This window comes from Bacillus sp. 01N45, from assembly GCF_056399205.1.
The window spans coordinates 1-13356 of the sequence record NZ_JBFTQW010000017.1; the positions used below are offsets into that span (position 1 = coordinate 1).

Sequence of the window (13356 nt, forward strand, 5' to 3'; positions counted from 1 at the left end):
GGGACCTTCTTAACGTACGGAAAAAGCAAGTTTCCTTCTTAACGTACGGAAAAAGCAAGTTTTTTATATGAAAAATTCCTTAGCGTACGAAATCCGCGTTTTGTTGGTGAGACCCCGTATAGTATACTTTTCGCTTTCCTATTTGGTATTCAATATCTTATTACTAAATTGACATGGTACAAAAATAATAAAAACTAATAAATATAGCTCTTCCTAATTAGGAAGAGCTATATTTATTTAAGAAGTCATTTTTTGTTGATTTGATAAAAGTTGGTATAGTTTATTACTCTTAATTAATTGATCGTGTGTACCAAACCCCGAAACTTCTCCCTGATCTAAAACAACAATTTGATCAGCATTTTGAATAGTAGAAATACGATGAGCAATTACAATAGTTGTTTTTTTATAAATAAGATTATCTAATGCATGTTTAATCATATTTTCTGAATTAGTATCAAGATTTGCAGTAGCCTCATCCAATAATAAAAATGGAGTATCTCTTAAAAATGCCCTAGCAATAGATATACGTTGTTTTTGACCTCCTGAAAGATTAATTCCTCTTTCACCTAAAACAGTATCATATCCATCTGAAAAATTTGTTATAAACTCATGACAGTTTGCCAAAATAGATGCATTTATAATTTCATCTTCAGAAACTTCTCTTTGAATACCATATGTAATATTTTCACGAATTGTCCCCACTAATATAGGGCAATCTTGTGAAACATAACTAAACATAGATCTCCATTTATCAAGGTCTATATTCAAATGAGATTTTCCATCTAATAAAATTTCCCCTTTAAGAGGATCATAAAATCTTTCTAATAAATAAAATAAAGTAGTTTTTCCAACTCCACTAGGACCAACAAGTGCAGTAACAGTATTAGGCATAATTTTTAAATTAATATTTTCAAAAATACTTTTTTCATCATAAGCAAAACCAATATCCTTAAATTCTAATGTTCCAAATGACGGTTCCTCTAAAAAGTCATCTTTATTTTTTTCATCTTTTTCATCTAAAATATTAAAAATTCTTTCCGTAGACCCTTTAGCAGATTGAACATTTGTAATAAAGCGACTCATCACACCCACTGGTCCTACAATTTGAAATAAATATAAAATAAATGCTAATAATTCACCAGAAGAAAGATAACCTTCACTTACTCTATATGAACCAAATCCAACCACAACCACTATAATAAGAGTAATTGATACAGTCATTAATGGAATTAAAATAGACTCTATTTTTGCTCTTTTTATTCCATTTACATATAATTCTTCTATTTTCTTTTTTCCTCTTTCAAATTCAAAATCTTCCGTACCATAAGATTTTATTAAACGAATTTCTCCAAGAACCTGAGAAAGCAGAGCTGTAAATTCTGACATTTTTTCTTGTTGTTCATAAGATATTTTATAAATCTTTTTACTAATTGGTATAACTATAAATAAAGTAACTGGAACTGCAGATAAAAGTGTTAAAGTCATAGGCACATCTAATAAAAACAAAATAACAACAGCACCAATCATAGATAATCCACTTGAAAGCAAATCAGCAATTTCACTGGATAATAAATTCATAGTAACTGTTGTATCATTAGTAACACGACTAATAATTTCACCAGGTTGATTTTTACTATAAAAATCAACTTTAAGATTTAAAACTTTTCTCCATATCATTTTTCTTAAATTAAGAACAACCCTTTGTCCAACCAAAGATAAAAGATACAAAGAAAGTCCCATTGAAATAATCTCTACAATTAATAAAAATAAAACTAGAAATAATAATTCATATGAAAAACCTTTAGAAAGTTGTTCAATTTGCTCTTTTAATATTAAAGGTATAATTAAAGAACATCCTGAATTAATTAAGCCAAATATTACCCCCCAAAAAAGTGTAACTTTAGGTGGTGTTGTAATTTTCCATAATGCTTTTAAACTAACATCTTTATCTTTCTCCATACTGCATGTACTCCTTCATCTATTATTTAATTAAATAATTTACATTTCTTAAAAATTAGGATCTATTAAATATAATCAAAAATATATGAAATATATAAATATATCTAACTAAATAATCAGTTTTTTAAAACATAGCCATTAATAACATTTTATTATCATAATATTATTTAAACAAGATTTAATTTTACAAAATTATCATTAAATGAAAAAAAATACAAAAATAAAAGAAGGTGAAATATAATGGGAGCACTTTTTAAAGCTGGTTTAAAGGCTGCTACTCGTGGCGCAGGCGGTTAAGGTGCAGAAAGACTTTAGAATTGGTATAATAAATAAAAAATCCAGCTTAATTCTTAAGCTGGATTTTTTATTTATTTATAATTATATACGGATAAAAAGATTATTACTTAATTCTTTTACCTGTATAACCTTCAACTAAACCTTTATAAAATTCCATATAATTAGCCCACATTTAACATTCACCTCCACATTTCATTAAATAATTAAATATTATCTAAACCAACTACCAATTGCACGACCAAGATCACGCCACATAATTCTCACCTCTTTTTTTATAAATCATATATATAAATATACACTTGAAAAAAATGTAAGTCAATATTTTTATGGCAATTATTGCATAAAATTCAAAATATATATAAAAAACAAAAAAAGAACCCGCTGAAGTTCGGGTTCTTTCAGAAGTGATGATGTTTTCTCGGCTTCGGAAAGTGAGAAAATACCAAAATATAATACATCGAAATTTAGAGAATTTCAATACTTAAATTGAGTATATACTTCTTCAATCCAAATTAATTGTTGAACCTGCTAATAATTCTGGACGTAACTTATTAACTCTTTTCAGATAAAAAACATGCATATTTATTATTAAAAGTATGGGCATAAAGAAGATGCCTAATAATGCTATGATATTTATTAAATTTAGATATTCAAATACTGAAATTATTATTAACATAACAATAAAAACGAGAATATTACTACCAATTACAAAGATACTACCCTTCTTAGAAATGTTCCTAATAAAAATAGAATACTTATTCTTTTTTAACTCATAGTATATCTTAATATCCTTCTCTTTTACTGATTTTAAATCACGATATATCACTACCCCGTGACATCCCTCATCTTCTTTACCGTTCCTACTTAACACCACCTGAGATTTACTGATAACCCTCAATATTCTCCATTCTTTATCCCCGTAATTAACAAACATTTTAGATACAATAGGATTAAACTTTTCAAATGAATTAATTATTATATATACATATAAAGATATAAAGAGGGCCATTATACTAATTAGTAAAAAAAATAATTTCGTACCATACTCTTCTCCAAACTCATTATATAAAGGAAATGCCATGGAAATACTTCCAAAAACAAAACTTATTAAAATATTAGCTAAGAAGATTTGCAGTCTTTGAAAATTAGTTAAAAACCTCTTTTCAATATCTGTAATATTAAAATTATTAATCATAAAATATATAATTGGTATTAAGAATGGAATAAATCCCATTTTCGTTACTATATTTAATAGTTCTGTTAAATCATCCAACTAACTCCACACCCTTTTCTCATACAATTTAAATTTTATCTTATTAAAATAACTAACTCTTATACTAACTCCATTTTCTCATCCCCTTTATAAGCGAAACTTTAATTTGCTCATTCTAATTAAATTATACATTAATTACCACAAAAATTTCATTACACAAATATCGTTTGTAAAGGTATACCTTTACAAACAGGTAGTTCCCACTTATAAAACGTTGAAACCTCAAGTTTATAAAGGTGTGTCGAAAGTTTTTATAAACGTTTATTTATTGTTACACCTTTTCAAACAGAGTGTTATAATAATAGTAACAAATATAAGGAGTTCATATCGCATGGCAAATATTTATGGATATATACGTGTAAGCACAAAAGATCAAAATGAACAGCGTCAGCTACATAAAATGATGGAACGTGACGTGGAAGCTAGAAAAATTTTTGTTGATAAAGCAAGTGGCAAAAATTTTGATCGCCCGCAATATCAATTATTAAAAAAAATATTGAGTAAAGGTGATATTGTTTATATAGATGCATTAGATCGTATGGGACGAAATTATGATGAAGTCATTTCAGAATGGAAATACATAACAAGAGAACTACAAGCTGATATTGTCGTTTTGGAAAATGAAACTTTGTTTGATAGCCAGAAGTTTCGTGAGATGGGTGATATGGGAAGGTTAATGGAGGATCAGTTTTTATCCCTGCTTTCTTATGTTGCTGATCAAGAGCGTAAAAAAATTCGTCAACGTCAAGCAGAAGGAATTACTTTGGCTAAATTTAAAGGGAAACATTTAGGACGTCCTCAATTTAATCTCTCAACATTAAACTCTAAACAACTACTTATAATAAAAGACATTTATCCAAAGTGGAAAAATAAAGAAATTAGTGGGGTTGAATTTATGAAACTATTAGAACTAAAGAAAAATACATTTTATAAAATACTCAAAGAATATGAGAAGTCATTAGCACAGTTATAATCTTGTTCTCTTTTCCGGCAGAAGGCCCCCTCAATTAGTGTGAAAGTGTGATAGTATCAACAAATACGGAAGAGACGAATGGCGGTTGACGTAAGCCAAAATGTTTACTAATACCCACTTGCGCAGATTGCTTTCTGAAAACTGAGGGTATACGGTTGGTTGCAGAACAATTGTTGCCACCGTGAAATCTTCAACGCTCTATCGTCCCACGTTTACTGAAATTGCGAAAATCAGGATAAAGTAAAAGGACGTGTTGAGTCAACGTATAAGATACCTCAGTTTTCAGTATAGGGACCACGGGCAGATTCTGGTTAAATCAGTGATCGCACCAAACTCCCACTTCAAAATTTCCCTAAGGATGTTAAGTGCTAATAGTTCAATAGAGAACAATAAAAAATTATTCAAATTTCTTTAAAGGTACATTCCCACCCCTAACAAGCCAATATTTGAAATTGACCCATGTCCTCAAAATTTATTGATGTTTAATCAAATCTCATCGTCCGGTTGTCTAGATAACCGGACGATGAGATGACGATATTTTTTTTATATCTCACATTTATTAGCTAAATTTTATATAACAAATAAAAAAATCATCCAAATAGGATGATTTTTTATCATTTTCCGACAGAAAACTCCCACCTCGATTTGCTTGAAGGCTTGATAGCACCGATAAATAGGTGGGCGATGAAATTCAGTTGAGATAAGCTAAAATGCTTGCTACTATCTACTTGTACAGATTGCTCCATGAAAACTGTAAATATAGGGTTGTTGTAGAAAGAGGTACTAACCTATTAGCTTGATAAATGTACGTGGAGAATAATCTACAAGTTTAACTTACTTTTAAAAATTTTCAAAAACAAGTATGTCATCTTCTTATTCTTCTATTCCTTTTTATCCTTTCATAAATTATATTCATAACAAATTCTTCATTCTTATTCCAACACTCTTCCGCTTCCACTAATGTACAAATTTTTACTAATTCCTTAATAGCAGTATCTTTAACTAGAAATGTCGCTACAGTCCCTGTAGACGCTGAGTACTTATTTATTATTGCATTTATAATTTTATCGATTTCTAATGTATTATTAAATAGATTTTCTTGGTTATTTTGTATTAATATCTCATTGTCCGATTGTTCTTTTAATCGAGAACTAAGCATATATTCTACATAACCAATCGGTGAATCTATATCTACACGGAAGCTGATATCATCAATAATTTCTAATACCAGCTCCTCATGTTTTTTCCACTTTTCTAATACTGCCGGATGTACTTTCCCTTTACATCGCTCTTCAAAACGTTTAATTTTCTGCTCAAATGTGTTTGGCTGCTTAAAATTATCTGAATTTTTTTCAAAATGTTCTGAATCTGTACCTTTTCTTTTTTGACTATGTATAATAAATCTAATTTTTTGTACTTTCCTACCTAACTTAACTTCTTCAAATTCAAAGGATATATCTGTTTTTTGATTTAACTCTTTTTGAGAAGGATTTAACACCCGCTGTTTAAAGTTAGCATAGTTAGGGTATACATCAATTGCATCTAAGTAATATCTTAAATTTTCAAGACTAATTGTCCGTTTTTTTATATGTTCATATTGTTTTAACAACTCATAGATACGGATAGCGTATGTACTTTTCAATTTAATAACATTGGCTAATCTATAACTTGTAAATTTGTTACTTAATTCTAATAAAAATGGTTTTAATAATGGGTCAAAGCGCAGATCAATTGTGCCCATATTTCTATTATAAATTGCTGAAGAAATCCATGATACTTGGATTAATTTTTCTCTTATCCTAATTTCAATTACTTTGGATAATAATTCCTTTGTAATTTTACTTAACTCAGTATATTTCGTTGATCCACTCAAACCAAGTAAATCATGAAATTGTTTAATTGGAAATGTATAAGTTTTAAAATCCTGATCACTTGGTTCAATATTACTTGCCAAGCAAAGCAGCATCTTTTGTTCTACTAAATTTAAACGTGAATTTGCTTCTATTAAATTGTTAGACTTTGAAACAATGTTACTCTCTTTAATCTGTACATCTTGCTTTACAGTCATATCTACACAAGGCCTTTCCTTACGCTCTTTATTAATCCAATAACTATATCAAATACTTTTATACTTTTATAGTTCGGTTTTCAGAACTATTTTCGTTATAAATGAACAACCATTTTTGTTATAATGCTGTTTTCTAACTTTAGCTATATTAGATGCTTTTGCAAAATTAATATATATATAACAAGCAAACGTAGAATATTATGTTTGCTTGTTTATATTTATTAATTTAGAAACGATTTAAATTTAATTTGTAGAAAATAACTAAAATATGTTTATAGTATTGAATCTTAATTACATAGTTATGTCTAAGAATGATTCAGGTTCCTCTATACATTCTGATAATAAGTACAATAGAACTTATTAAGTGTTACAACCGCTTGTAACACTTCTTCCGGGTCATTTTTCTCTAGCATTTGCGTTATTGATAAGTAATGCATTTTAGTATTTAACTGGTTTAATTTAGTAGTCATTCTCAAACCTGTAAGCTCTTTTAACATTAAATGATATCTATGGGTATCATCAGGGTTACTAGGAATATTTTGTTTTATAATGTACTCACAATTTAGAGTCAAATTTATAAACTCATGATCTTTGTTCATGATTCCCTCCTAGAAATATTTTATTTTAACCAACTATTGCTTACTGTATTAATCCAATACTGCATGGCCCCACCTTCTCTATATTCTTGGACGACTTTTGATCCATTTAGATATTGAATTTGAGAAGCTGTGATGCCTTTAAGTATTTTAGTACCTTTTGGCACCTGGATTTTATATGCTGTACTAAGTGGATTTCCCCATGCCTCTAATACAGCTAACTCATTTCTAGTCTCTTCAATATTTCTTTCTTTATCCCCCCACCAATATCCAAGACCATACTTAGACTCTGGTTCGCCAGCTTTGCTTCGTCTATATAATACAATTGGTTCCTCAGTCTCAATAATATCTATCCTCAATTCTTTAAATGCAAAAACATCTGAATTTGTTCCTTTAAAATCAAAGTTTGAAAAACCTGCCTGACGAATTATTTCTCTCTTTAATGTTGCACGTTCCATTATGTCTAAGTTTAATTTATCTAGTCTATCTAAGGTTTGATTAATCTCCGCAACAGACCAATTATTTAAATTACTACTCTTAATATAGTTAATTTTTTCTTCTAAATTACTATTATTAAAAACATTAACAATTTGATCATTCTTACTTATATTATTTGTCTCCGCATACATATTAGAAAACGGGGAAAACACCCCAAATAAAATAAAAAATAGTGCAATAAAAATGTGTTTTTTCATAACTAGTTATATTCTCCTATACTATAATATTTTGATCACTTATAAATAATACAAACCCAATATATTTTTAAGGAAAGTGTTTTTTATAAATATATTTTTCTATTTGATTTTAGATGAAATCTAACTTTTGCAATATAAATTTCCAAATCGGTTCTTTTCCAGTTACTACAGCAGCTCTACCTATTATGCCCACTTTTAATTCATTAAGTTCCTTTGTGTCAATAGTCGCTTCTAATGCATACATGTAAGATTTAGAATCTTTATCAAAAGTGGGATGTGCAGATATATATGTCACTTTACCCATTTGTTTATCAGTATCTTTTAATTTGAAAGAATACTGTACCTTATCTCCCTTTTTTATCCCATTTATCTCTTGGGGCGGTAACAATATATGAACTTTTTTCTGAGTTTCTTTTGGAATAACAGAAACTATCTCTTGTCCGGATTCAATTAAATCTCCATTTTGTAACACGGAAGGAAATTGAACAATACCATCTCGTTGAGCTTTTATAACTACATTCTCCATTTGATTACGTAACCCACTTACTTCTTGATTTTTCAAGAAAATTTCTTGTTCTAAAGAAAATATGCGTTGATTAACCGCAGCAACTGTATTTTCTTGATACTGTTTTAGAGCGTATTGCTTTTGTTCCTTTTTTCCTTCTAATATTGTGTCCATTTTCTTTCTCTGTTCTTCTAAAGTTACTTTTCTTTGCTCCGCTCTTTTTTCTAGACTAGTAAACTGAGCTTCTAACGATTTTATCTTTTCATCCACAACTTGTTTTTGTTCATTTGGTACATTTGGTTTTTCTGTTTCATGTTTTAAATTTTTAATTTCTCTTTGTATATTTTCCTTTTCAGCATTTAAACCTAGTAATGCATCATCTTGATTGTCGACTACTTTATCGCTATCTAAAGATTTTATTTCTATATCCTTTTCATTCTGTAAAACTTGATACCCCTGTTGATAGGCGTTATACTCTTCGCTTATTTTTGGATCAACTTCATTTGAAAATACATTTTTGTTTCTTAAAATACTCTGTTTCAGTTGTTCTAACATATTTTTTTGAGATTCTAAATGTTTAACAATTTCATTAGATTGATTGTTTTTTTCCGTTAATTCTTTATTTTGTAATTGAAGTAAAACATCGCCTTTTTTAACTTCATCACCAGAATGAACAGCAATTTTCTCTATAATTCCTGGAACTTGAGAACGGGATACACTTACTTCTGAATTTCCTTGCACGAATGCCGGCCCTTTACTCACAATATCTATCTTCCCAAAATAAGCCCACATTAAAAATCCTAACAGACCTATCAAGAGAAAATATAGTAATCCCATAATAAAGCGAGGTGGCTTTTTTTCTAACAACTCTACACTATCTGTTAATTCATCAAATGAATAAAATTTACTCATATTGCTCACCTCGCATTGCAAACTGTTCTAATTCAATATGTTCTACATGAACAGTTTGATTTTTCCACAGACGATAATACTCACCTTTAGAAAATAATAATTCTTCATGAGAACCACGTTCAATGATGTTTCCTTTTTCCATTACAAAAATCTGATTTGCGTGTTGGATTGTACTTAATCTATGGGCAATCATAATTACTGTTACTCCTAAATTCCTTAATTCTTTCAGCATATCTGTAATATATTTTTCTGTCGTAGAATCTAAATTACTTGTTGCTTCATCTAAAATCAATATATCTGGTTTTTTCAATAAAGCTCTTGCAATAGCTAGCCTTTGCCTTTGTCCACCAGATAAATTCGAAGCATTTTCTTCCAAAAGCGTCTCATAGCGTAATGGTAAATCACTAATAAAATTATGTGCATATGCTTTTTTGCATACGTTAATAATCTCATCCAATGTAACTTGATTATCTAATCCAAAGCGCAAATTATCATAAATAGATCCACTAAAGAAGAATGATTCTTGTGAAACATAAGCAATTCGATCTCTCAATGAAGTACGATTTATCTCCTTAATATGATAATCATCGTAGTATATGTCTCCTTGATTTGGCTCATAATAATGCATTAATAACTTTGAAATAGTTGTTTTTCCTGAACCACTTTCTCCAACAAAAGCGACTTGATCGCCTTGTTCAATTGAAAAATTAATATCTTTCAAAACATCTTTACGTGTTCCATAACGGAACGTGACATTGGAAAAATCTATTTTTCCTGATAATTGTTTAGGTTTAATTTTTTTATACTCTGTTTCATTTTTTTCTGGATCTAAATCTAATATTTCATTTAACCTTTCCCCAGCTACTAATGCGGATTGCATAGTAGGCTGAATGCCTATTAAATTTTCAATAGGTTTTAAGAAGTAAGCTAAAAGTGCATTATATGTAATTAATTCACCAATTGTCATATTTCCTTTTAATACTTGAACAGCACCGACCCAAAGGATTACAGTTCCTCCAATTAATTCAAGCCCCATCTTGATAGAACCCTGTAAATTCGATAGCATTCCTCTTTTAAATATACGTTTTAATAAACTAACAAAGCGACTTTCTGTTTCAAAAAACACTTGTCTCTCCGCATTGAATGATTTTACTGTTGCAATCCCGTTTAACGACTCTACTAAGTAGGATGTTAATTTGGCATTACTCTCCATTTCTTCTCTATTAATAGTTTGATATGACTTATGGAAAGCAAAAATAATTCCAATATAAAATGGAATTAGTAAAAGTGTTACTCCAAATAAAATTGCACTATGCATATACAATAAAATAGCCCCTACCATAACCATAACAGTATCAATCATTAATGTTACTGTTATAGTGGATAAAGCTTCTCTGATTTTACTTGCGTCCATAAAGCGTGAAATAATTTCTCCTACTTTTCTAGTTTCAAAAAACTTCATAGGTAATCCTACCACATGATGATAGTATCCGAGCATTAATTGAATATCCATTCTTCGACTTAAATATAAAATTAAGTGTGTTCTGAAGTAAGAAATTACTACTTGAAAAATATACAAAATAATAATTCCTATAGAAACTATATGAAGTGATTGCAGCAATTGATTCGTTACAATATCATCAATTAAAAATTTAAAATAAAAGGTTCCTATTAATCCAAAGAAATTAAAAAAGATTGAGACAAAAAATAATGGTAACAACAAATGCGTTTGTTGCTTTAATAGCGATAAAAACCGCGAAAATGTTCCTTGAGAGACATCCCCTTTCTCAAAGTTATTTCCAGGTGTAAGTAATATTAAAATGCCCTGCCAAATTTCACAGAACTGTTTTAATTCAAATACACGGTGACCCTTAGCAGGATCGGCAACATATACTTTCCCATTTTTCACTTTATAAATCACCACATAATGTAATAAACCATGATCAACAACATGTGCGATAGCAGGCAATGGTATTTCATTTATCGCTTCTGGATTTTTTGCTTTTACACCTTTAGTATTAAATCCTAGCCTTTCAGAAGCTTCTAATAAGCCTTTTATATTTGTTCCTTGTAGATCCGTACCAGCTATTTCACGGATTTTTGAAATTGACATGTTAAGACCATAATGATGTGAAATCATCGATAAACATGCTGGACCACAATCCTTTAAATCATGTTGCTTAATACACTTGAATGTCTTCCGTATCAACACACTACCTACTCCCTAAAAAATGTAAATTGAAAGTTCTATATATTTAATTATAAATAAAAAAACAATACCAAAAGTTTTTTACAATTATAAACTAAAAATAAATTTTTTTGTATTTTTTTTTAAATTTAACATTTTTAGAAAAAAATAAAATTTATTATGGACAAACCTTACTTTTATTGTATAATAATACCATGTTAAACATCGCGATAATTAACTATAAAGATTTTTAAATTATAATCGGAAGGAGGAAAATAAATGCCTTGGGTTAAATTTTTCAAAGGATATTTCAAAGGTTATCAAAGATCTCAAGAAGGTAAAGCTTACTGGGAATAAAAATTAGTTAGGAGGAAAATAAAATGAACAACACATTAAATAAATTCGAAGAATTAAACGAAGCTGAGCTTGAATTAAATGGTGGCTGGGGTGAAGAAGCACTTGGTGATTTAGTTGGATGGATCACAAGTGAATCTAATAAAAACAAGAATAAATATTGTGGTCAATATAAAAACGTAAACGATCGTAATAATTGTTATTACCTTTGGGAAAACTAAAGTATTGATATAAAAAGGATGGTCATTATGCCATCCTTTTTATATTTGTAAAATACTGTATTTGGTTGGATAGTATACAATTACTATAATTTACAGCTATCTAAAAAATAATCCTCCAAAACTTTTTTCAGTAAATACGAAGATGTTCCACTCATTTCAAAAACAAGGAACCCTTTAGCATCAACCAAAAACATTTTAGGTTGATGTTCTACAAAATATTTATAAAATAAATATTTTGATTTAATATACTGCACTTCTTCAGAAACATGCGGATCAAAAGCTCCATCACTTATAACCATAATCTTTATATTAAAATCAATAGAAATATGAGGCAAATTTAATAATAATTCTTGATTAGACATTAAATCGCTATTCTTAATAAAAATTAAAAGCGCATATTTTGCAGTAGTATTTTTGAATCTAGTTTTTCTTTTAAATTTACTCAATTCTTTAAAAGCTGGAACTTTTTCACCAGCTAAAGGTTTTAGGGTGCATTCATTATTTTTAAAACACCTAATGAATTCCAAGATTTTCTTTTTTAATAAAACCATTTTTTATGAACCACATTTCTAGTAAAATAGTGTAATTGGCTATAAAATATTTAATCAAATTTAAAAAGTCTTAATTATTCATTTCCCTTTTGTAAATTGAAACAATACTAAACATCCTATAATTACTAAAATAGATTGTGGGATATCAAGTAAAATATTTTCCCACGTTACATTTAACACATTAGATATCCCTACACCATTTTGACTAAGCTTATAACCTTTAATGTAATGTATTAAGAACTGAATACATACCAAAAAGATATATAGCCATAAGCCTATTTGAATAACTCTCTTTTTCTCAACCATGTTTTCCCTCCTGATTATTTTGATAGTATAATAGATAAATTTATATGACCTAGATTAATATAACAAAATATCAAATTAATATCCAATAACCTTCCAATCAATTTAATTAATCTAAATTTTAATTTTTATATTAATATATAAATATAATATATTATACTTCCGTTATTATTAAGGAGGACTTTCTTATGAATACTGAAGAATTACAAGATTTAACGTTTGAAGAACTAGAAAAAATCGATATTGGGCACATGCAGTGGGCTCATGATCTAGGGTATTGGCTTGAAAATAAAACTGCTGGACTTTTTAAATAATATTAAAAACATCCAATGCCCCTCTCTAAAGGTATTAGAGAAAATCATTGGATGTTTTCATAATTTCTATGACACATCATGATAGGGATATTAACGCAAGTATCAATCTAAAACATGAAGCGATAAGGCTTTTAAACGCAGGGACTG

12 protein-coding genes are annotated in these 13356 nt (G+C 28.7%); 3 read left to right on the forward strand and 9 right to left on the reverse strand.

What is annotated here, in order from left to right:
- Positions 1-237: 237 nt before the first annotated feature.
- Together AC1DMU_RS26660 and AC1DMU_RS26665 are read right to left on the reverse strand one after the other, a co-directional pair.
- Positions 238-1959, reverse strand: coding sequence for an ABC transporter ATP-binding protein (locus tag AC1DMU_RS26660; RefSeq protein ID WP_064474316.1), 1722 nt, complete (start codon positions 1957-1959; stop codon positions 238-240).
- A gap of 799 nt (positions 1960-2758) precedes the next feature.
- Complete coding sequence (locus AC1DMU_RS26665; RefSeq protein ID WP_088064992.1) at positions 2759-3529, reverse strand: hypothetical protein; 771 nt, start codon at positions 3527-3529, stop codon at positions 2759-2761.
- Between the two features lie 331 nt (positions 3530-3860).
- Between AC1DMU_RS26665 and AC1DMU_RS26670 the strand changes: the two genes are divergently transcribed.
- Positions 3861-4502, forward strand: coding sequence for a recombinase family protein (locus AC1DMU_RS26670; RefSeq protein WP_064474318.1), 642 nt, complete (start codon positions 3861-3863; stop codon positions 4500-4502).
- 865 nt (positions 4503-5367) lie between these two features.
- Here the strand turns inward: AC1DMU_RS26670 and AC1DMU_RS26675 are convergent.
- The 5 genes from AC1DMU_RS26675 to AC1DMU_RS26695 form a co-directional block, all read right to left on the reverse strand.
- Entirely contained in the window at positions 5368-6570 is a 1203-nt protein-coding gene (locus tag AC1DMU_RS26675) for a replication initiation protein (RefSeq protein ID WP_426936083.1), read from the reverse strand.
- Positions 6571-6896: 326 nt separating this feature from the next.
- Complete coding sequence (locus AC1DMU_RS26680; protein WP_088064994.1) at positions 6897-7169, reverse strand: hypothetical protein; 273 nt, start codon at positions 7167-7169, stop codon at positions 6897-6899.
- A gap of 20 nt (positions 7170-7189) precedes the next feature.
- Positions 7190-7861, reverse strand: coding sequence for a hypothetical protein (locus AC1DMU_RS26685; protein WP_064474321.1), 672 nt, complete (start codon positions 7859-7861; stop codon positions 7190-7192).
- Positions 7862-7970: 109 nt separating this feature from the next.
- Positions 7971-9278: a putative HlyD family type I secretion protein gene (locus AC1DMU_RS26690; protein WP_064474322.1), complete on the reverse strand. Its 1308-nt coding sequence runs from the start codon at positions 9276-9278 to the stop codon at positions 7971-7973.
- Positions 9271-11487 carry a peptidase domain-containing ABC transporter gene (locus AC1DMU_RS26695; RefSeq protein ID WP_088065040.1) on the reverse strand — a complete coding sequence of 739 codons (2217 nt, stop codon included), beginning with the start codon at positions 11485-11487 and terminating at the stop codon, positions 9271-9273. The genes AC1DMU_RS26690 and AC1DMU_RS26695 overlap by 8 nt, the downstream gene beginning before the upstream one ends.
- A 359-nt stretch (positions 11488-11846) precedes the next feature.
- Here AC1DMU_RS26695 and AC1DMU_RS26700 point away from each other — a divergent pair, with 359 nt between their 5' ends.
- Positions 11847-12041, forward strand: a complete 195-nt coding sequence (locus tag AC1DMU_RS26700; protein ID WP_064474323.1) for a hypothetical protein — start codon at positions 11847-11849, stop codon at positions 12039-12041.
- 83 nt (positions 12042-12124) lie between these two features.
- Here AC1DMU_RS26700 and AC1DMU_RS26705 read toward each other — a convergent pair whose 3' ends face one another.
- Positions 12125-12592 carry a hypothetical protein gene (locus tag AC1DMU_RS26705; RefSeq protein ID WP_064474324.1) on the reverse strand — a complete coding sequence of 156 codons (468 nt, stop codon included), beginning with the start codon at positions 12590-12592 and terminating at the stop codon, positions 12125-12127.
- Between the two features lie 78 nt (positions 12593-12670).
- Entirely contained in the window at positions 12671-12898 is a 228-nt protein-coding gene (locus AC1DMU_RS26710; protein ID WP_064474325.1) for a DUF3937 family protein, read from the reverse strand.
- A 185-nt stretch (positions 12899-13083) separates the two neighbouring features.
- On the opposite strand from AC1DMU_RS26710, the gene AC1DMU_RS26715 reads away from it, so the two are divergent.
- Entirely contained in the window at positions 13084-13209 is a 126-nt protein-coding gene (locus AC1DMU_RS26715) for a hypothetical protein (protein ID WP_255298929.1), read from the forward strand.
- Positions 13210-13356: the final 147 nt, after the last annotated feature.

Bases quoted from the DNA above. Each gene is read 5' to 3' on its own strand.
- AC1DMU_RS26690 (WP_064474322.1), bottom strand. From the start codon at position 9,278: ATGAGTAAATTTTATTCATTTGATGAATTAACAGATAGTGTAGAGTTG.
- AC1DMU_RS26680 (WP_088064994.1), bottom strand. From the start codon at position 7,169: ATGAACAAAGATCATGAGTTTATAAATTTGACTCTAAATTGTGAGTAC.
- AC1DMU_RS26700 (WP_064474323.1), top strand. From the start codon at position 11,847: ATGAACAACACATTAAATAAATTCGAAGAATTAAACGAAGCTGAGCTT.
- AC1DMU_RS26675 (WP_426936083.1), bottom strand. From the start codon at position 6,570: ATGACTGTAAAGCAAGATGTACAGATTAAAGAGAGTAACATTGTTTCA.
- AC1DMU_RS26660 (WP_064474316.1), bottom strand. From the start codon at position 1,959: ATGGAGAAAGATAAAGATGTTAGTTTAAAAGCATTATGGAAAATTACA.
- AC1DMU_RS26715 (WP_255298929.1), top strand. From the start codon at position 13,084: ATGAATACTGAAGAATTACAAGATTTAACGTTTGAAGAACTAGAAAAA.
- AC1DMU_RS26710 (WP_064474325.1), bottom strand. From the start codon at position 12,898: ATGGTTGAGAAAAAGAGAGTTATTCAAATAGGCTTATGGCTATATATC.
- AC1DMU_RS26670 (WP_064474318.1), top strand. From the start codon at position 3,861: ATGGCAAATATTTATGGATATATACGTGTAAGCACAAAAGATCAAAAT.
- AC1DMU_RS26685 (WP_064474321.1), bottom strand. From the start codon at position 7,861: ATGAAAAAACACATTTTTATTGCACTATTTTTTATTTTATTTGGGGTG.
- AC1DMU_RS26705 (WP_064474324.1), bottom strand. From the start codon at position 12,592: ATGGTTTTATTAAAAAAGAAAATCTTGGAATTCATTAGGTGTTTTAAA.